At 71.7% G+C, this 18,856-nt stretch carries 16 protein-coding genes; 10 read left to right on the forward strand and 6 right to left on the reverse strand.

Translation table 11 applies throughout. From position 1 onward, the window contains the following. The first annotated feature begins 5 nt into the window (after nucleotides 1–5). The 4 genes from AC3EUJ_RS07965 to AC3EUJ_RS07980 are packed head-to-tail and all read left to right on the forward strand — an operon-like array spanning nucleotide 6 to nucleotide 3,972. A complete protein-coding gene (locus AC3EUJ_RS07965; RefSeq protein ID WP_431960305.1) occupies nucleotides 6–929 on the forward strand; it encodes an ABC transporter permease in 924 nt (307 codons plus the stop codon). Then, complete coding sequence (locus AC3EUJ_RS07970; protein ID WP_431960306.1) at nucleotides 922–1,917, forward strand: ABC transporter permease; 996 nt, start codon at nucleotides 922–924, stop codon at nucleotides 1,915–1,917. The genes AC3EUJ_RS07965 and AC3EUJ_RS07970 overlap by 8 nt, the downstream gene beginning before the upstream one ends. Next, entirely contained in the window at nucleotides 1,917–2,939 is a 1,023-nt protein-coding gene (locus tag AC3EUJ_RS07975; RefSeq protein WP_431960308.1) for an ABC transporter ATP-binding protein, read from the forward strand. Before AC3EUJ_RS07970 ends, AC3EUJ_RS07975 begins: the two co-directional genes overlap by 1 nt. Further along, nucleotides 2,923–3,972 (forward strand): ABC transporter ATP-binding protein, encoded by a 1,050-nt coding sequence (locus tag AC3EUJ_RS07980; protein ID WP_431960309.1) that lies wholly within the window; start codon nucleotides 2,923–2,925, stop codon nucleotides 3,970–3,972. Before AC3EUJ_RS07975 ends, AC3EUJ_RS07980 begins: the two co-directional genes overlap by 17 nt. Before the next feature lie 223 nt (nucleotides 3,973–4,195). Here AC3EUJ_RS07980 and AC3EUJ_RS07985 read toward each other — a convergent pair whose 3' ends face one another. From AC3EUJ_RS07985 to AC3EUJ_RS08005, 5 genes are all read right to left on the reverse strand, one after another. Beyond that, the gene (locus tag AC3EUJ_RS07985; protein ID WP_431960437.1) at nucleotides 4,196–5,266 is read right to left on the reverse strand and encodes an ABC transporter ATP-binding protein; all 1,071 of its coding nucleotides are present in this window, start codon (nucleotides 5,264–5,266) and stop codon (nucleotides 4,196–4,198) included. 35 nt (nucleotides 5,267–5,301) lie between these two features. After that, nucleotides 5,302–6,393, reverse strand: a complete 1,092-nt coding sequence (locus tag AC3EUJ_RS07990) for an ABC transporter ATP-binding protein (protein ID WP_431960310.1) — start codon at nucleotides 6,391–6,393, stop codon at nucleotides 5,302–5,304. Nucleotides 6,394–6,430: 37 nt separating this feature from the next. Next, entirely contained in the window at nucleotides 6,431–7,408 is a 978-nt protein-coding gene (locus AC3EUJ_RS07995) for an ABC transporter permease (protein ID WP_431960311.1), read from the reverse strand. Between the two features lie 72 nt (nucleotides 7,409–7,480). Beyond that, nucleotides 7,481–9,262: an ABC transporter substrate-binding protein gene (locus AC3EUJ_RS08000; RefSeq protein WP_431960312.1), complete on the reverse strand. Its 1,782-nt coding sequence runs from the start codon at nucleotides 9,260–9,262 to the stop codon at nucleotides 7,481–7,483. Between the two features lie 86 nt (nucleotides 9,263–9,348). Then, entirely contained in the window at nucleotides 9,349–10,377 is a 1,029-nt protein-coding gene (locus AC3EUJ_RS08005; protein ID WP_431960313.1) for an ABC transporter permease, read from the reverse strand. 457 nt (nucleotides 10,378–10,834) lie between these two features. Here AC3EUJ_RS08005 and AC3EUJ_RS08010 point away from each other — a divergent pair, with 457 nt between their 5' ends. Beyond that, nucleotides 10,835–11,827, forward strand: a complete 993-nt coding sequence (locus AC3EUJ_RS08010; RefSeq protein ID WP_431960315.1) for a hypothetical protein — start codon at nucleotides 10,835–10,837, stop codon at nucleotides 11,825–11,827. On the opposite strand, the gene AC3EUJ_RS08015 is transcribed toward AC3EUJ_RS08010, so the two are convergent. Then, nucleotides 11,824–13,956: a S9 family peptidase gene (locus tag AC3EUJ_RS08015; protein ID WP_431960316.1), complete on the reverse strand. Its 2,133-nt coding sequence runs from the start codon at nucleotides 13,954–13,956 to the stop codon at nucleotides 11,824–11,826. The two genes, AC3EUJ_RS08010 and AC3EUJ_RS08015, sit on opposite strands and share 4 nt — an antisense overlap. A 188-nt stretch (nucleotides 13,957–14,144) precedes the next feature. On the opposite strand from AC3EUJ_RS08015, the gene AC3EUJ_RS08020 reads away from it, so the two are divergent. From AC3EUJ_RS08020 to AC3EUJ_RS08040, 5 genes are all read left to right on the forward strand, one after another. After that, the gene (locus AC3EUJ_RS08020) at nucleotides 14,145–14,339 is read left to right on the forward strand and encodes a hypothetical protein (RefSeq protein ID WP_431960318.1); all 195 of its coding nucleotides are present in this window, start codon (nucleotides 14,145–14,147) and stop codon (nucleotides 14,337–14,339) included. Nucleotides 14,340–14,389: 50 nt separating this feature from the next. Continuing rightward, nucleotides 14,390–15,283, forward strand: a complete 894-nt coding sequence (gene mshB, locus AC3EUJ_RS08025) for an N-acetyl-1-D-myo-inositol-2-amino-2-deoxy-alpha-D-glucopyranoside deacetylase (RefSeq protein WP_431960319.1) — start codon at nucleotides 14,390–14,392, stop codon at nucleotides 15,281–15,283. Then, the gene (locus AC3EUJ_RS08030; RefSeq protein WP_431960320.1) at nucleotides 15,280–15,636 is read left to right on the forward strand and encodes a DUF6113 family protein; all 357 of its coding nucleotides are present in this window, start codon (nucleotides 15,280–15,282) and stop codon (nucleotides 15,634–15,636) included. The genes mshB and AC3EUJ_RS08030 overlap by 4 nt, the downstream gene beginning before the upstream one ends. 398 nt (nucleotides 15,637–16,034) lie before the next feature. Next, nucleotides 16,035–17,933, forward strand: coding sequence for a VanW family protein (locus tag AC3EUJ_RS08035; protein WP_431960321.1), 1,899 nt, complete (start codon nucleotides 16,035–16,037; stop codon nucleotides 17,931–17,933). A gap of 136 nt (nucleotides 17,934–18,069) precedes the next feature. After that, on the forward strand, nucleotides 18,070–18,849 hold the full coding sequence (locus AC3EUJ_RS08040) for an ABC transporter permease (RefSeq protein ID WP_431960322.1): 780 nt from the start codon (nucleotides 18,070–18,072) through the stop codon (nucleotides 18,847–18,849). The last annotated feature ends 7 nt before the right edge of the window (nucleotides 18,850–18,856 follow it).

Here is an 18,856-nt window from a genome sequence, read left to right on the forward strand (position 1 = left end):
CGCCCATGGGACGGTACGTCGTCCGCCGTCTGCTGCAGATGATCCCGGTCTTCGCCGGCACCACCGCGCTGATCTTCGTGCTGGTGTACGCGCTCGGCGACCCGGTCCAGGCCCGTTGCGGGGAGCGCGCCTGCGACCCCGCCACGGCCGCGCAGATCCGTCACGACCTGTATCTCGACCACCCGCTGTGGCAGCAGTACCTGCGCTACATGGGGCAGATCTTCCGGGGCGACTTCGGGATCGCATGGAACGGACAGCCGGTCACCGAGCTGCTGGCCTCCGCCCTGCCGGTCACGTTGCGGCTGACGATCCTGGCCGTCCTCCTCGAGATCGTCATCGGCATCACCCTCGGCGTCCTGACCGGCCTGCGCCGCGGCCGCCCCGCGGACACCGCGACGCTGCTCGGCACCCTCGTCGTCATCTCCGTGCCGACCTTCGTCACCGGCTATGTGCTGCAGTACCTGCTCGGCGTCAAGTGGAACGTCATCTCGCCCTCGGTCTCCTCGCAGGCACGGTTCGACGAACTGATCGTGCCGGCGTTCGTGCTGGCCCTGACCTCGCTCGCCTACGTCACCCGGCTCAGCCGCGCCTCCGTCGTGGAGAACGTCCGCGCCGACTACGTCAGGACCGCCGTCGCCAAGGGGCTGCCGCGCCGCCGGGTGATCACCCGTCATCTGCTGCGCAACTCCCTCATCCCGGTGGTCACCTTCATCGGCACCGACATCGGGGCACTGATGGGAGGGGCCGTCGTCACCGAGCGCATCTTCAACATCCACGGCGTGGGCTACCAGCTCTACCAGGGCATCCTGCGGCTGGACTCGGCGACCGTGGTGGGCTTCGTGACCATCCTGGTCATCGTCTTCCTCCTCGCGAACCTGCTGGTCGACCTGCTCTACGCCGTCCTCGACCCGAGGATCCGCTATGCCTGAGCCGCGCAACCACCCCGACGAGGCCGTGGAGCCGGCCGGCGGGACGGGAGCCTCGATGGGGCTGGGCCAGGACGAGGCACGCACCCTGGAGCGGGCGCCGGCCTCCGGCGGGGCACCGTCCCCGTCGGGGCCCGGGCCGGAACGGCCGCGCAGCCTGTGGTCGGACGCCTGGCGTGACCTGCGGCGCAACCCGGTCTTCGTGATCGCCGCGCTGATCATCGTCTTCCTCGTCGTCATCTCCCTCTGGCCGCAGCTCATCGCCCCCGGCAACCCGCTCAGCTGCAACCTGGACAACTCCCAGAAGGGCTCGTCGCCCGGCCATCCCTTCGGCTTCGACACCCAGGGGTGCGACGTCTACACCCGCGTCGTCCACGGGGCGCGCGCCTCGGTCACCGTGGGCATCTGCGCCACCGTCGGAGCGGCCCTGCTCGGCGCGCTGCTCGGCGGCCTCGCCGGCTACCACGGCGGCTGGGCCGACGCGGTGCTCTCACGGGTGAGCGACATCTTCTTCGGCATCCCGATCGTCCTCGGCGGCCTGGTCTTCCTGTCCGTCGTCGCCAGCACCACCGTCTGGCCGGTGGTGGGCTTCATCGTGCTGCTCGGCTGGCCGCAGATCGGCCGCATCGCCCGCGGCTCGGTGATCACCGCCAAGCAGAACGACTACGTCCAGGCCGCCCGCGCCCTCGGCGCCGGCAACTCCCGTGTGCTGCTGCGGCACATCGCGCCCAACGCCGTCGCGCCCGTCATCGTCGTGGCGACCATCGCGCTCGGCACGTACATCTCCCTGGAGGCCACCCTGTCCTACCTCGGCGTCGGGCTGAAACCGCCCACGGTCTCCTGGGGCATCGACATCTCCCAGGCCTCCACGCAGATCCGCAACGCCCCGCATATGCTGCTCTGGCCGGCCGGGGCGCTGAGCGTGACGGTGCTGGCCTTCATCATGCTCGGTGACGCGGTGCGCGACGCCCTCGACCCCAGGCTGCGCTGATGGACGCGGGAGCGACGGCCACCGCGGCCCAGGACGAGCCGCTGCTCGAGGTACGCGACCTGCACGTGGAGTTCCGCACCCGCGACGGCGTCGCCCGGGCCGTCAACGGGGTCTCCTACGCGGTGCGCCCCCGCCAGACGCTCGCGGTGCTGGGCGAGTCCGGCTCCGGCAAGTCGGTGACCGCGCAGGCCGTCATGGGCATCCTCGACTCGCCGCCCGGGTTCGTCACCCGCGGCGAGATCCTCTTCCACGGTGAGGACCTGCTCACCATGGGCGCCGAGGAGCGCCGCAAGGTGCGCGGCGCCAGGATGGCGATGATCTTCCAGGACGCGCTGTCCGCCCTCAACCCGGTGCTGACCGTGGGCGAGCAGCTCGGCGAGATGTTCCGGGTCCACCGGGGGATGTCCCGCAAGGACGCCCGGGCCAGGGCGGTGGAACTGATGGACCGGGTGCGGATCCCGGCGGCGCGCGATCGCGTCGGGCAGTACCCGCACCAGTTCTCCGGAGGCATGCGCCAGCGCATCATGATCGCGATGGCGCTCGCCCTGGAGCCCGAACTGATCATCGCCGACGAGCCGACCACCGCCCTCGACGTCACCGTGCAGGCACAGGTCATGGAGCTCCTGGCCGAGCTGCAGCGCGAGTACGGCATGGGCCTGATCCTCATCACCCACGACCTCGGCGTGGTCGCCGACGTCGCCGACCACATCGCGGTGATGTACGCCGGGCGCATCGTCGAGACCGCGCCCGTCCACGACATCTACCGCAGGCCGGCGCACCCGTACACCAAGGGCCTGCTGGAGTCGATCCCGCGCCTGGACCAGAAGGGCCAGGAGCTCTACGCGATCAAGGGCCTGCCCCCGAACCTGCTGCGCATCCCGTCCGGCTGCGCCTTCCATCCGCGCTGCCCGCTGGCCCGGGAGGTGTGCGCCACCGACGAGCCGGAGCTCTACCGGATCAGCGCCCGGCGGGGCAGCGCCTGCCACTTCTGGAGGGAGTGCCTCGGTGAGCGGCGGCGGTGAGCCCGTGCTCCAGGTGCGCGGGCTGTACAAGCACTACCCCCTCACCCAGGGGATCCTCTTCAAGCGGCAGACCGGCGCGGTGAAGGCGGTCGACGGTGTGGACCTGGACCTGTACCGGGGCGAGACGCTCGGGGTCGTCGGCGAGTCCGGGTGCGGCAAGTCCACCGTGGCCCGGCTCCTGGTCCACCTGGAACGGGCCACCAAGGGGCAGATCCTCTACAAGGGCGAGGACATCACCAAGCTGTCGGGCCGGGCCCTGAAGGCAGTGCGCCGGAACATCCAGATGGTGTTCCAGGACCCGTACACCTCGCTCAACCCGCGGATGACGGTCGGCGACATCGTCGGCGAGCCGTACGCGATCCACCCCGAGGCCGCGCCCAAGGGCGACCGGCGCCGCAGGGTGCGCGAACTGCTGGACGTCGTCGGCCTGAACCCGGAGCACGTCAACCGCTATCCGCACCAGTTCTCCGGCGGCCAGCGGCAGCGCATCGGCATCGCCCGCGGCCTGGCGCTGCGGCCCGAGGTCATCGTCGCCGACGAGCCGGTCTCGGCGCTGGACGTCTCGGTGCAGGCGCAGGTCGTCAACCTGATGGAGCGGCTGCAGGACGAGTTCGACCTCTCCTACGTCTTCATCGCGCACGACCTGTCGATCGTCCGCCACATCTCGGACCGGGTGGCGGTGATGTACCTGGGGCGGATCGTCGAGACCGGCGACGACACCCAGATCTACGAGCACCCCACCCACCCGTACACCCAGGCGCTGCTCTCGGCGGTGCCGGTGCCGGACCCCGGCGCGCGCGGGCGCCGCGAGCGCATCATCCTCAGCGGCGACGTCCCCTCACCCGCCGATCCGCCGTCCGGCTGCCGCTTCCGCACCCGTTGCTGGAAGGCGCGGGAACGCTGCACGCTGGAGGTGCCGGCGCTGGCGGTGCCCGCGGTCTTCCGCGGTGTGGACTCCCCGGCGGCACACGACAGCGCGTGCCACTTCGCCGAGGAGAGGACGGTGGTGCCGCCGGAGCCCCGGGGCGAGTGAGCCGAAGGGGCGCGGCCGGTGCCGGAAGGGAGAGCACGCCAAGGTCCCGGGGACGAGGGACCGAGCACGGCCGGCCTCCCCCGGCCCGGCGGCTGGGGGTGCCCCCATCGCCGGCCGGGGCGCCCCGGCGGCGGACCGAGCCACGAGAAACCCGGCCCGCGCCCGGTGGTGCAGGGGTGTGGGCGCGGGCCGGGCTCGGAGCGGAGACGTCTGTCGGCCCGGGTCAAGGGGTCTTGTCGGCGGGCGTCTCCTCGAGCGCGGCGAGCGCGGGGTCGAGGACGACGTCCTCGCCCCGTGCCGCGGTCGTCGGCTCCTCGGGGAAGTGGCACGCGCTCAGGTGCCCGTCCCGGTTCCCTTCCAGCCGGACCAGGGGCGGTTCCTCGGTCGCGCACTTGTCCTGCGCCTTCCAGCAGCGCGTACGGAAGCGGCAGCCGGACGGCGGAGAGACGGGCGAGGGCACGTCGCCGGCGAGGCGGATGCGCTCGTTGGCCACCCGCTCGTCCGGGTCCGGCTCGGGGGAGGCGGACAGCAGCGCGTGAGTGTACGGGTGGCGGGGCCGCTCGTAGATGTCCCGGCGGTCGCCGATCTCCACGATCCGCCCGAGGTACATCACCGCCACGCGCTGCGAGAAGTGCCGTACCACCGCGAGGTCGTGGGCGATGAAGAGGAAGGCGATCCCCAGTTCCCGCTGCAGGCGCTGCAGCAGGTTGACCACCTGGGCCTGGATCGACACGTCCAGTGCCGAGACCGGCTCGTCCGCCACGATGAGCCTGGGCTCCAGCGCCAGCGCCCTGGCCACCCCGATGCGCTGCCGCTGGCCGCCGGAGAACTCGTGCGGGAAGCGGTTGTAGTGCTCGGGGCTCAGGCCCACGGTCTCCAGCAGCTCGCGCACCCGCTTCTCGCGACCGCCCGGCGGGTTGATCCCGTTGATCTCCAAAGGCGCCGAGACGATGTGCCCCACGGTCTGCCGCGGGTTCAGCGAGGCGTACGGGTCCTGGAAGATCATCTGGATCTCGGAGCGGATCGGGGCCAGTTCCTTGCGCGAGGAGTGCGCGATGTCCTTGCCGCGGTAGCTGATCCGTCCCGCGGAGGGCTCCAGCAGCCGGGTCACCAGCCGCCCGGTGGTGGACTTGCCGCAGCCCGACTCGCCGACCAGGCCCAGGCTCTCGCCCTCGGCGATGCTGAAGTCGATGCCGTCCACGGCCCGTACGTCGGCCACATGGCGCTTGATCAGGAAGCCGCTCCGCACGGGGAAGTACTTGCGCAGACCGGTCACTTCGAGCAGCGTGCTCATGGTCTCCCTCGGCGCGTCGTCCTGCTGCGGGATGCTCACGGCGCACCTCCGCCGAGCCGCGGCCGGATCTGCCCGGCGAAGATCTCCCGCTTCCGTTCCTGGCCCAGGTGACAGGCGGAGCCGCGCCGCTCGCCCTCCGGCAGCCCGGGCCGCACGGTTGCGCAGCGCCCGCCGCCGACCTCCTCGGCGAAGGCGCACCGCGGATGGAAGGGACAGCCGGAGGGCGGGTCGAGCAGGCTGGGCGGGGTGCCGGGGATCGGGGACAGGGGCAGGTCCACCGGCGCCGACAGCCGCGGGATGGACGCCAGCAGGCCCCAGGAGTAGGGGTGTTCGGGAGTCCGCAGGATCTCGCGCACCGCGCCGCGCTCCACGCAGCGCCCCGCGTACATCACCATCACGTCGTCCGCCGTGTCGGCCACCACGCCCAGGTCGTGGGTGATGATGATGATCGCCGTGCCCGTCTCCCGCTGCAGATCCTTCAGCAGGTCGAGGATCTGCGCCTGCACGGTGACGTCCAGCGCCGTCGTCGGCTCGTCGGCGATGACCAGCTCCGGGTCGCAGACCAGCGCCATCGCGATCATCGCGCGCTGCCGCATGCCCCCGGAGAATTGGTGCGGGAAGTCGTCCACCCGCAGCCGCGGCTGTGGGATGCCCACCCGGGTGAGCATCTCGATCGCACGCTCCCGGGCAGCCTTCTTCGAGGCGCCCATGTGTTTCATGTAGGGCTCGGCGATCTGCCGGCCGACCGTGTAGTACGGCGAGAGCGCGGTGAGCGAGTCCTGGAAGATCATCGCCATCTTCCGGCCGCGCAACCGTTCCAGGGTCCGCTCGGAGGCGCCCGTCAGCTCCTGCCCGTCCAGCACGATCTCGCCGCGGACGGTGGTGTTGCGGGGGTTGTGCAGGCCGAGGACCGCCAGGTTGGTGACCGACTTGCCGGAGCCGGACTCGCCGACGATGCCCAGGGTCCTGCCGCGCTCCAGGTCGAAGGAGAGCCCGTCGACGGCCTTGACCACGCCGTCCTCGGTGGCGAACTGCACGTACAGGTCGCGGACCGACAGGAACGGCCCGGACGGTGCGGGGTCCCCGGGCCCGGGCGGCCCCGCCTCGGTCTTGGTGAGGATGCTCAACTGTGCTTCTCCTCTGCGTGCCGGCAGGCGTCCCGGCTCACGAAAGCCTGATCCGCGGGTCGATGAGGGCGTAGGCGGCGTCGACGACGATGTTGCAGACGACGATGATCGTGGCGCCGATCAGCATCACTGCCATCTCCAGCGGCAGGTCGCTGCGGAGGACGGCCTGCACGGACAGCAGGCCGAGGCCGTGCAGTCCGAAGGTGACCTCGGTGATGATCGCGCCGCCGAGGACGGAGCTCAGGTCGATGCCGAAGACGGTGATGATGGAGGCGGCGGCGCCGCGCAGCGCGTAGCGCAGGAACACGTAGCGGGAGGACATGCCCTTGGCGCGGGCCGCCCGGATGTGGTCCTCGGACATCTGCTCCACCATCAGCGAGCGGGTCTGCCGGCTGTAGTTGGACCAGAAGATCACTGACATCACCAGGCAGGGCAGGATCAGCCCCCGCACCGAACCCCACGGGTCGTGCGACCAGTCGGGGTCGTGTCCGCGGTCCAGGAGGTGCCAGCTGGTGGCGAACAGGCCGATGGCGATCGGTCCGAGGAAGTAGATCTGAACGGAGTTGCCGACCAGCGAGACGCCGCTGGCGATCCGGTCGAAGGCCCTGCCCTGCTGCCAGGCGGCGACGAGCCCGAGGCCGACGCCGATGGCCAGGAAGGCGGAGGCCCCGCCGACGGCCAGCGACAAAGTGGTCGGGTACCGGTCGGCGATGGTGTCCCAGACGAGTTGCTGGTCGGCGAAGGAGTAGCCGAAGCACGGCGCCGGGCAGTGGCCGACGGGCATGTCGCGGCCGGCGAAGATGCCGACCATGAAGTGCCAGTACTGGGTCCAGATCGGCAGGTCCAGGCCGAGGTTCTTGCGGATCAGGGCCACGTTCTGCGGATCGCAGTTCTTGCCGCAGGACAGCAGTGCCGGGTCGGACGGCAGGAAGAAGAAGAGGAAGTACGTGATGGCGCTGATGAGCAGCAGGATGACCACGGCGCCCAGCGCTCGGCGTACCAGGAAACGCAGCATGGAACAGGCTCTTCCGTCGGGGCACCGGTCCCGGCCCGGGGAGGGGCCGGGACCGGCGCGGGTACGCTGGAGCTACTGCTTGACGTAGATCGTGCTCGGGTTGATGGCGCCGTAGACCTGGTTGTAGCTGACGCCGCCGAGGCCCGAGCCGTAGATGTTGAAGAACTTGTCGAAGATGAACGGGATCTGCGACGTGTCGTTCTTCAGCACGTACTCGGACAGGGTGCGCCACTCGTCGTTCTGCTTCGTGATGTCCGTGATCGCCAGGATGCGGTCGATCTCGGAGTTGACGTGCTCGTCGTTGAGGAACGAGTAGTTGTTGGTGCCGTCGGCGAGGTTGCGGCCGTCCATGGTCGGCGGGACCACGGTCGAGGCGCTCGGCCAGTCCGCGCCCCAGCCGGTGCGGTAGAGGTCGTACGGGGTGTCGAGCTTGCCGACCACCGTGTAGTAGGAGGTCTGGTCGATGGCCTTGCGCTGGACGTCGAAGCCGGCCTTCTCCAGGGCCTTCTCCAGGGTCAGTGACACGTTCTGCCAGCGCGGGGTGTTGGCGTAGGCGAAGGAGAGCTTGACCTTGCCGGTGACCCCGGCCTCCTTCAGCAGCTGCTTGGCCTTCTCGATGTCACCGGCCGGCTTGTCGAGCTTGCCGAAGGGGTCGTACTTCTTCCAGCCGGCGACGGTCGGGCTGAGCAGGGTGGTGCCGAGCTCGCCCTGGGCGCCGCCGCCGAAGGCCTGCTGCACCTGGGTCATCGGGAAGGCGTACATGATGGCCTGGCGGATCTTGGGGTCCGTGATCCGCTTGGTGTTGATGTTCATGACCTCGACGTACGGCTGGTACTCGTTCACCGTGCGCGACTTGTACTGGGCGTCCGTCGTCAGGGTCTGCATCTTCGACGGGTCCGACGAACCCCAGAGGTTCACCGCGTACTTGTCGTTGCCGTTCTCGGCGGCCAGCCGGTTGGTCAGGCCCGGCTCGGCGATGCCGAGCTGGAAGTTCCAGGTGTCCGGGTAGGCGTTGCGGATCGGGTCGCTCTTCGGGTCCCAGTTGGGGTTCCGCTCGAAGACCAGCTCCTTGCCCGGCTTGTAGCTCGCGATCTTGTACGGGCCGGTGGCGACCGGGTGGTTGTTGTACTTCTGCTTGTCGTCCTTGGCCTTCGGCACCGGCGAGATGTTGGGCATCGCCGCCGCGTAGGGAGCGTCGGCGTGCGCCTCCATGAAGTGGAAGACGATGGTCTTGTCGTCCGGGGTGTCGATCTTGTCGGAGGGGATCTCCTTGCCCTCGTACGGACCCGCGTACGCCTTGCGGTAGTCGGGGCCGAAGAGCCACTTCTGGATGTACTGCGGGCCCTGCGTCTGGTAGTCGGCGAACAGGCGCTCGATGCCGTACTTGACGTCCTTGGAGGTCACCGGGGTGCCGTCCTCGAACTTCAGGCCGTCCTTGAGGGTGTACGTCCAGGTCTTCGCTCCGTCGGACGACTTGCCCGTGTCGGTGGCCAGGTCGCCGACCAGGATCGTCTTGCCGGTCTTCGCGTCGATCTTGTAGCCGGTCAGCGAGCGGTTGTAGAGCAGCTGCACCGAGAGCTGGTCGCTGACGTACTGCTGGCCGGGGTCGAGGTAGTCGAAGCCCGCCTGGGAGAGGTCGTAGGCCGTGCCGCCCTTCTTGGCCCCCGGGACCTCCGGGGCGGGACCCTTGGAGTCGGCGGCCGTGCCGATGCCGAAGTTCTGCACGGTGGCCTTCTTGCCCTCACCGCCGCCGGTGCCCGTCCCCCCGCCGCCACCGCTGCTGCACGCGGCGGACAGTGTCAGAGCCCCCAACGCCAGGAACGCGGAGGCGTAACGCGCCTTGCGAATTCTCATTGATCCCTGCCTGTCAGTGAACCGAACTGCGGATACCGGCGTGCCCGGTCTCCCCCCACAGGGGCCCGGCGCGGCGGCTTGGACACCTAGCGCACGGTCTTGGGATCGAGTGCGTCCCGGACCGAATCCCCGAGCAGGTTGAAGGCGACCACGAAGATCACCATGGCGATGCCGGGGAAGAACATGAAGGTGACATCGGACTCGTAGTACGCCGCGGCCTGCTGGAACATCAGTCCCCAGTCCGGGGTGGGCGGCAGAATTCCGACGCCGAGATAGGAAAGGCCCGCCTCGGCGGTGACGTTCACCGGGAGCAGCAGGGTCGCCTGGACGAGGATCGTGGACCAGATGTTCGGCAGCAGTTCCTTGCGGATGATCCGCGCCGACGAGGCGCCGCTGATCCGCGCGGCCTCGATGAACTCGCGTTCGCGCAGGCTCAGCACCTGGGCCCGCACCAGCCGGCCCACGCTCATCCAGCCGAGGACGAACTGGACGATGACCAGCGCCGCGATACGGACGTAGGTCGGCTCCTCGTCACGGGGGGAGACGAACAGCGCCACGATCACCGGCGTGAAGGCGATGAAGAACAGCTGCTGCGGGAAGGACAGCATGAGGTCCGAGAACCGGCCCACGAAGTAGTCGGTACGCCCGCCGAGATACCCCTGGACGAGCCCGATGAGCACGCCGACGACGACGGAGACCGTGGTCACGGCGAGGGCGATGCCCAGCGAGGTGCGGATTCCGTAGATCAGCAGGGTGAACACATCGCGGCCGAGCTGCGGCTCGAGGCCGAACCAGAAGTCCCCGTCGATGCCGCCGTTCGGCTTGAGCGGGATCCCGTAGCTGTTGAGCAGACCCAGGTCCTGGCCGTACAGGTCGTAGGGGTTCTTCCCGTAGAGCTTGGAGATCAGCGGCGCGCCCAGCGCGATGACGATGTAGAAGAGCACCACGCCGGCGCAGAGCATTCCGGTGCGATCGCGCCGGAAACGCAGCCAGGCGAGCTGACCCGGGGATCGCCCGACGAGTTCGGAGGGTTCTTTCCCGGTGCCCTCGACATCGGCGGGGGCCTCTGCCGGAACGGGTTCCGGCCGGTTTGCGGCCGTGCTCGGACTGGACATGTCATCTGCCCCCGCACCAAAGAGTTTTGGTGGCGCCTGTGGGCGCCCGTGGCTAGCTAGCCGGTATTGGGCAATGGATTTGGCGGCCAGTCAAGAGGATGAAGCGACCGGAAGGCGAGATCGCCGTTATCTTGGGGCAAGGTTTTGCATATTGTCGCGAACGCGTGCTTGACAGCTTCCGGGTCGCTCCGGCGAATGCGGAGGATTCAGGATGAAACTCTTTTACACGCAGGCAACTTGATTGACGCATCACCGATATACGGACGTGTCACGCTGAACAGCGTACGGCCGTGCGGGTGCCGTGGGCCGGCCGGGGTGATCATGTCACCCCGGCCGGCCGCCGTGCGTCCCCGGTGAACGGTGGACCGCCCCGGTGCGTATCTCCCCGGAAGGCCGAACGACAGCTGCCGGAGCGGCCGGGGAGGTGGCCATGCGGCAGGCGTATCGACTCGGAGGGATGGTCTGTGCCGTCCTGGGGGCAGCCGAGGCGGTCTGGCTGGGCCAGGACCTCGTGCAGTTCCGGGCGGCGGGCGCCGTCAGGGTGTGGGCGGGGCTGGCGGTGCCGGCCGGCGGGGCGCCGCTGGTGACCTCCACCGTGGACCTGCTGCTCCTCGGGCTCTACGCGGCCGCCGCGGTCGCGTCCCTGAGGCCCGGCGGCGTCGGGGTCCTCGGGGCGGCCGCGGTGATCACCCTGGCGCTGCGCACCCCCACGGCGTACCTCCTGGCCCCCTCCTCGGGCGGCAGTCCGCCCGGCCTGCAGGGGGCCCTGCTGCTGACCGCGGGCGGGCAGATCGCCGGGGCCCTGGTGCTGCTCCTGGTCGTACGGCGCACCGGCCAGGACGCGCCCGCCCCGCCGCGGCCCGCGGCGGGCGTGCTGGCGGGGATGCTGCTGCTGGTGGTCGCGCTCATCGCCGGCGTCCTGGAGTTCTCCCGGCGGTCCGACCCGGCGGCGCTGCGGCCGCCGGGCTTCTTCTGGCGCACCGCCAAGGGCGGCTACCTGGTCGGCTCCCAACTGGGGGCGCCCTACGAGTGGCTGGTCTGGGCGACCGCCGGGCTGGCCGCGGCCGCGGGCCTCGCCGCGTTCGCGCGGGCCCCGTTCGCCCGGCCGCTGGGCATCTGCGTGGCCGGGCTGCTCGCCACGACCGCCGTCCCGGTGATCGGCACCTCCCGGATCGACGCCCCGGGCGCCGACGACTTCGCCGCCGCGTTCGCGGTGGGCGCCGCGCTGGTGGTGACGCTGCTGCTGGCCCCCGGCGACCTGGCGGCGGTGGGCGTGTCCGGCGGTGACCCGTACGCGGAGGCGGAGGTCCCCACGGCCGCCGGCACCCTGTCGATGCCGCTGTACGAGCAGACCGCCGTCCTCCCCGTCTTCGGCGCCTACGGGCAGCAGCAGCCGCCGCCCGGCCCCTCCTCCGAGGCGCGGGCGGCGTACCTGCAGGACCCGCCCTAACCCCGCGCGACCCCCAGGGAACGCTTCAGGAACGCGACCTGGAGGAGGAGCAGGTTCTCGGCGACCTCCTCCTGCGGGGTCATGTGCGTCACCCCGGACAGCGGCAGCACCTCGTGCGGGCGGCCGGCGGCCAGCAGCGCGGAGGACAGGCGCAGGGTGTGCGCGGCGACCACGTTGTCGTCGGCGAGGCCGTGGATGATCATCAGCGGCCGGACCTCGTCCGCCGGGTCGGCCAGACCGGCGTCGGTGACCAGGGAGTTGGTGGCGTACACCGCCGGCCGCTGTTCGGGGTGGCCGAGGTAGCGCTCGGTGTAGTGCGTGTCGTACAGCCGCCAGTCGGTGACCGGCGCGCCCGCCACCGCGGCGTGGAAGACGTCCGGGCGGCGCAGCACCGCGAGCGCCGCCAGATAGCCGCCGTAGGACCAGCCGCGGATGCCCACCCGGGTGAGGTCCAGGGGGTAGTGGCCGGCCAGCGCGTGCAGCGCGTGGATCTGGTCGTCGAGCGTGACACCCGCGAAGTCGCCGGCGATCGCCTTCTCCCAGGCGGGGGAGTGCCCGGGGGTGCCCCGGCCGTCCGCGACGACCACCGCGAAGCCCTGGTCGGCCAGCCACTGCGCCTGCAGGTAGCCGCGCTGGGCGCTCACCACCAGCTGGCCGTGCGGTCCGCCATAGGGGTCCATCAGCACCGGCAGCGGCCCGTCGCCCTCCCGGTGCCCCGAGGGGAGCAGCACCGCCACCGGCACGCCGCGCTCGCCGGCCCCGACGAGCACCGGGCGCGCGGTGAGGACCGGGGTCTCGGCGTGCGAGGCGATCTCCGCCACCTGCTCGCCGTCCCGCAGCACCCGGACCGCCGTGGCGGCCGACTCCAGGGACGCGGAGGACAGCACCGTGACGGCCCCGGCCCGTACCGCGGAGTGCACGCCCGGCGCACCGCTCAGCCGGACCGCGCCGGCGGGGCCTTCGCCGGCGCGGTACACATGAATCTCGCCGGTCTCCGGGTCCTTGGCGCCGTGCCCCGCGGAGGCCGCGAACAGCACGCCGTCGCCGTCCGTCCCGAGCACCGCGCGTACGTGCAACTCCGGTCCTGTCCAAGGCTGTTCGCCGACGAACAACGATCGTGAGCCGTTCTCGTCGGAGATCCGCACGAGGCGCTCGCCGGGCAACCAGGCAGGCACCCCGGGGAAAAGATCAAGCCAGATTTCGTCGCGGTCCCGGTGCACCTCCCGGGTGCCGCCGGTGGCGGTGTCCACTGCCAGGTACAGCTGCTCGCGCTGGTCGCGGGTCTGCACGAGCAGCAGCGGCGGACCCGCCGCCGACCAGTGCACCTGCGCGAGGTACGGGTAGCGCTCGCGGTCCCACTCCACCGCGGTGGCCGCACCGTCCAGCGTCAGCAGCACCAGAGTGACCTCGGCGTTCGGCGTGCCCGCCGCAGGGTAGGCCACCTCCGCCGGCTTCTGCCCGGGGTTGGCGGGGTCGGCGATCCACCAGCGGCGGACCGGGGACGCGTCCACCCGGGCCGCCAGTACGCAGGCGCTGTCCGGGGACCACCAGTAGCCGCGGCTGCGGGACATCTCCTCGGCGGCGATGAATTCCGCCAGCCCGTAAGTGACGTCCGGACCCTCGGGCCCGGCCAGCGCCCGGTCCTCGCCGCCGTCGGCGGCCACCACGCGCAGCGCGCCGTTCGCCACGTAGGCCACCCCGCGGCCGTCCGGCGACGGACGCGGGTCCACCACCGGGCCCGGCACGGCGATCTCCCGGGCCGTACCGGCCCGCAGCTCCGCGGTGAACAGCCGCCCGGACAAGGCGAACGCGGCCAGCTCCACCGCGTCGTCGGTCGCGTAGCCGACGATTCCGGCCGAGCCCTCCCGGCTGCGCTCCCGGCGCGCCCTCTCCTGTGGCGACAGCTCCTCCGCCGCGCCGGACAACAGCACCGCGGGGTCCGCCGCGACCCGCTCGGCGCCGGACTCCGGGTCCAGGACCCACAGCAGGTGCGAGCGGTCGGTGCCGGAACGGGAGCGCAGGAAGACGATCCGGCCGCCGTCCGGCGACACGGTGAAGGCGCGCGGGGCGCCGAGCGAGAACCGCTGCGTGCGGGCGTACTGCCGGGGGAACGAGAGCGCTTGCGTCATGGGTGGAGTGTGCCACCGCCCGCCGGTGAGCCCGGCGCACGCCAACCGCGAGATCCGGCCATGCGCCCCCGCGTGCTCCCGTGCGACGAGCTATGCGGTACGCCACAAAGTTATGATCCACTGCCGAGAGTGGGTAACAACCGGTTGGCAATTGCTGTCGGAACCTGACGCCCTGGAGGTGAGCCGCTGTGGCACTTTCGATTTCGGCGGTGCTGCTGCTGCTGATCGTCGTCTTCCTGCTGGTCAGGAAGGCCGGTTTGAAGGCGGGGCACGCGGTGGTCTGCGTACTGCTCGGGTTCTATCTGGCGAGCTCCTCCATCGCGCCGACGATCCGGGACCTCACCAACAATGTCGCGGGCATGATCGGGGACTTCAAGTTCTGAGCCCGTGGCTGCGCCCCGGTGAGCGGCGGGGCCTGCCCTAGGCTCTCCTCATGACCGCACTGCCCGCCCGCCGATTGCTGCTCGTCCACGCGCACCCCGACGACGAGTCGATCAACAACGGCGCCACCATGGCCAAGTACGCCGCCGAGGGCGCGCACGTCACCCTGGTGACGTGCACCCTCGGCGAGGAGGGCGAGGTCATCCCGCCCGAGCTGGCACACCTGGCCCCCGACCGCGACGACACCCTCGGCGCGCACCGGGCCGGCGAACTCGCCGACGCCATGGCGCAGCTCGGCGTCACCGACCACCGTTTCCTGGGCGGCCCCGGCCGCTTCCGGGATTCCGGGATGATGGGCGTGCCGCAGAACGACCGGCCCGAGAGCTTCTGGCAGGCGGACCTCGACCTGGCGGCCTCGTACCTCGTGGAGGTGATCCGCGAGGTCCGTCCGCAGGTCCTGGTCACCTACGACCCCGACGGCGGCTACGGCCACCCCGACCACATCCAGGCGCACCGCGTCGCCATGCGCGCCGCCGAACTGTCCGCCGAGCCGTCCTACCGGCGTGACCTCGGCGGCCCGCACTCCGTCGCCAAGATCTACTGGAACTGCATCCCGCGCCACGTGGTCGAGGAGGGCTTCGCCCGGCTGCGCGGGGCCGGGCGGCAGATCCCCTTCGAGGGCATCGCGACCGCCGACGACGTCCCCGGCGTGGTGGACGACGACCTGGTGACCGCCGCCATCGACGTGGAGGCCCGCTACGCCGAGCGGAAGGCCGCGGCGATGAAGGCCCACGTGACCCAGATCGCGGTGGACGGCCCGTTCTTCGCGCTCTCCAACGACCTCGGACAGCCCTTGTTCGGCGCCGAGTTCTACCGGCTGGTCAAGGGCGTTCCCGCGCCGGCCGGGAGCCTGGAGGACGACCTGTTCGCGGGGACCGGGGTATGAGGCGCGCCGCCTACCCCGTACTCGCGGTCCTGGGCGTGCTGGTCGCCGTCGCGGGGTCGCTGGTCCAGGCCGCCTGGTTCCCGGGCGGGTTGCTGCTCGCGCTCGCCGGGAGCGCGGCGCTCTTCCACGGCGGTGCCAGGCTCACCGGCACGCGGCTGGGCGCGGTGGTGCCGGCGGCGGTGTGGCTGATCACCGTGATGCTGCTCAGCTCCGCCCGGCCGGAGGGTGACTTCCTGTTCGCCAGCGGAATCAGCCCGTACGTCTACCTGTTGGGCGGAGCGATGGCCGGCGTGATGTCGGCCACCCTTGTGCAACCCCGTCCTCCCGCCGGTGGATCACTTGAGGCACGATAGGCGCCACGTTGCGTCCGTTGCGGAACGAGCGTCGCCCGTTTTGGCGGTTGGCGTCACATAAGCCCCTTTGATCAGGGCGGTCTCCATCCGGCGGGCGGGCGGCTTCGACGCGGCGCCCAGTATGGTGGTGCGCGCCGCCGGGCCACCCGCGGAAAGGCCGTGACGGGTGGCGAAGCGAACCGGGAGAGCCTGCTTTGAGTCGTGAAACTGATCGTCCGTCCCCCGGCCCCCAGGGCCGGGGCGGAGCCGCGTACCCGTCGGGTACCCCGCCGTACGGAACCCGACCGTTTCCGTCGCTGCATCCGCAGGAGGGCCCGCGCGACGGGGCCGCGGCCGGGGAGCCCGCTGCCGCTCCCGCCGCAGAGGAAACCAAGACCGAGACCACGCTGACCACCCGGGTGCGCATCAACATCCCCGGGTCCCGGCCGATCCCGCCGGTCGTCGTCCGCACCCCCGTCGAGGGCGGCGCGGAGGGCGAGGCACCCACCGGGTCCGCACCGGCCGCCGCCGCGGCCGAGTCGGCCCCCCTGCCGGCGGGCTGGACCGTCGGCGGCGGCACCGGGGCCGGTCAGGGCGCCCCGGCGCCCGCGCCGGAGCCCGCCGCGGAGCCGGCTCCCGCGCCGAAGAGCGAGAAGCCGACGAGCGACTGGTTCGCGCCGCGGAAGGCCGCCCCGGCGCCGGCCCCGGCGCCCGGTCCCGAGGCGGCGCAGGAGTTCGCCGCCCCCGAGGTCACCCAGCCGATGCAACGCGGCGACATCCCCGCCCAGCCCGGCCCGGCGGACCGCCGACCGGCCCCCGGGCCGGGCGCCGCACCCGCCGGACCCCGGCGCGGCGGCATCCCGTACCTGAACGACGGCGGGGTCGGCCCCGCGGGCCCGGGTGGTCCCGGCGGCCCCGTGGCGCCAGGTGGCCCGGCCGGTCCCGGTGGCCCCGTGGCGCCGGGCGGCCCGGGTGGTCCCGGCGGCCCGGCCGGTCCCGGACGCCCCGCCCCGGCGCCGCGCGCCTTCCCCGGCGGCCCCGGTGCGGGCCCGGCGAAGGGTCCCGGCGCCGGCGTGCCCTTCCCGGGGCAGCAGCCGCCGGCCGGGCCCACCGCGGGCCCGGTCACCGGGGAGATGAGGGTGCCCCCGGCGGCCCCCGCGGCCGGCCGTTCGCCCTACCCCACGCCGTTCCCGCCCTCCGCGGGCGAGCGGCTGTCCGGCGACACCGTCGTCGGCGGCATCCCGGCGGTTCCCCCCGCAGGGCCCTCCGCCAACCGGCAGGCCCCGCCCGGCGGCGAGATGTACCGCTTCGAGCAGGACGAGCCGGCGGCGCCGGCGAGTCGGCAGAGCACCGCGGAGCGCGAGGCCAAGGGCCGTTCCAAGCTCATACTGGTGGGCGTCGGCGTGCTCGGCCTGCTCGGCATCGCCTACGGCGCCGGACTGCTGATGGACCACTCCGACGTGCCGGCCGGCACCACCGTCTACGGCGTCGGGATCGGCGGCAAGTCCAAGGACCAGGCCGTCGCGCTCCTCGACCAGGCGCTCGGCTCCCGCAAGAACGCCCCGCTCACCGTCACCATCGGCGACGAGCGCAAGTCGCTCAAGCCCGCGGCCGCCGGTCTCGTCTTCGACACCGACGCGACCGTCCGCAACGTGGCGCACCGCGACTACAACCCGGTCACCGTCATCGGCTCTCTGTTCGGCGTCTCGCGCGCCGCCGACCCCGTGCTGACCACGGACAGCGAGAAGCTCCGCGCCCAGCTGGAGAAGCTCTCCCAGGGGCTCGGCGGCTCCGGCTCCGAGGGCATGGTCAAGTTCGTGAACGGCAAGGCCGTCGCGGTCCCCGGCAAGCCCCACCAGGGCGTGGACGCGGCCGCATCGATCGACGCCGTCACCGCCGCCTACGCCACGCAGGTCGCCACCGGCAAGGCGGGCGCGGTGAGCCTGAAGGTCACCACCGTCCAGCCCAAGGTGACCCAGGAGGCGCTCGACGAGGCCGTCAACGGCTTCGGGAAGACGGCCATGTCCGGGTTCGTCATGGTCCGGGCGGGCGCCGGGGCTCCCGTCCCGTTCAGCCCGCAGAAGTCGCTGTCGCAGATCCTCACGATGGTGCCGGACCAGGACGGCAACCTGACCCCGTACATCGACCGCAAGGTGCTCAAGGGCCTGTACGGCGGCGCCTTCGACGGTGTGCTGGTCGAACGCGGTGACGGCAGCAAGACCGCCGTCACCCCCGAGGACGTCGCCTCCGCGATGCTGCCCGCGCTGCAGACCACCGACACCGCCAAGAAGACGGTGACCATCGAGGGCACGTCCTGACCCCAGGTCGCGCGATCCGCGTGTGAGAGGTGTGGCCCCGGTACCCGTACCGGGACCACACCCATGACATCTGTCATCCGCGGGACAGGACGCCCGGCACTGCCGCGCGCACCCCGCCGTCCGCGACGCTGCTGCCATGACCGCAACAGTGTTCACCCACGTGAGCAAGAGCTTCGGTCAGGTCCGGGCCGTCGACGACCTGAGCCTGACCCTCCACCCCGGTGAGACCGTCGCCCTCCTGGGCCCCAACGGCGCCGGCAACTTCTCGGTGCTGTACCCGGTGCTGCTCTTCATGATCCTGACGGCGGGCCAGAAGGCGGCGATGGTGCCGTACTACATGGTCGCCATGTGCGCCTTCGGCGCCATGACCGCCGTGCTCATGGGCAACTCCGAGCGGATCGCCCGGGAGCGCGACAAGGGCTGGGTGCGCCAGTTGCGGCTCACCGCCCTCCCCGGGCGCGGCTACGTCCTGGCCAAGATCGCCGCGGCCGCCACGGTCAGCCTGCCCTCCATCGTGCTCGTGCTGCTCGCCGGCGGCGCCCTGAAGGGCGTACGGATGGCCGCCTGGCAGTGGGCCGGGGTGCTGCTCACCAGCTGGGCGGGGAGCTTCGTCTTCGCGGCGCTCGGCGTGGCCATCGGCTATGTCGCCTCGGCGGAGACCGCCCGTCCCGTCGCGATGATCGCCTACTTCGGGCTCGCGCTGCTCGGCGGCCTGTGGATGCCCTTCGACTCCTTCCCCGGCTGGCTGCGCGACATCGCGAACCTGCTGCCGGCCCGCCCGTACGCGGCACTCGGCCAGGCCGTCGAACTCGGCCGGGCCCCGCACGCGAGGGACATCGCCGTGCTGCTGGTCTACGGGCTGGTGTCCGGCGGGACAGCCGCTTGGATGTACCGCAAGGACACCGCGAGGACCTGAGAGGAGA

This window comes from Actinacidiphila sp. bgisy160 (genome assembly GCF_057707815.1).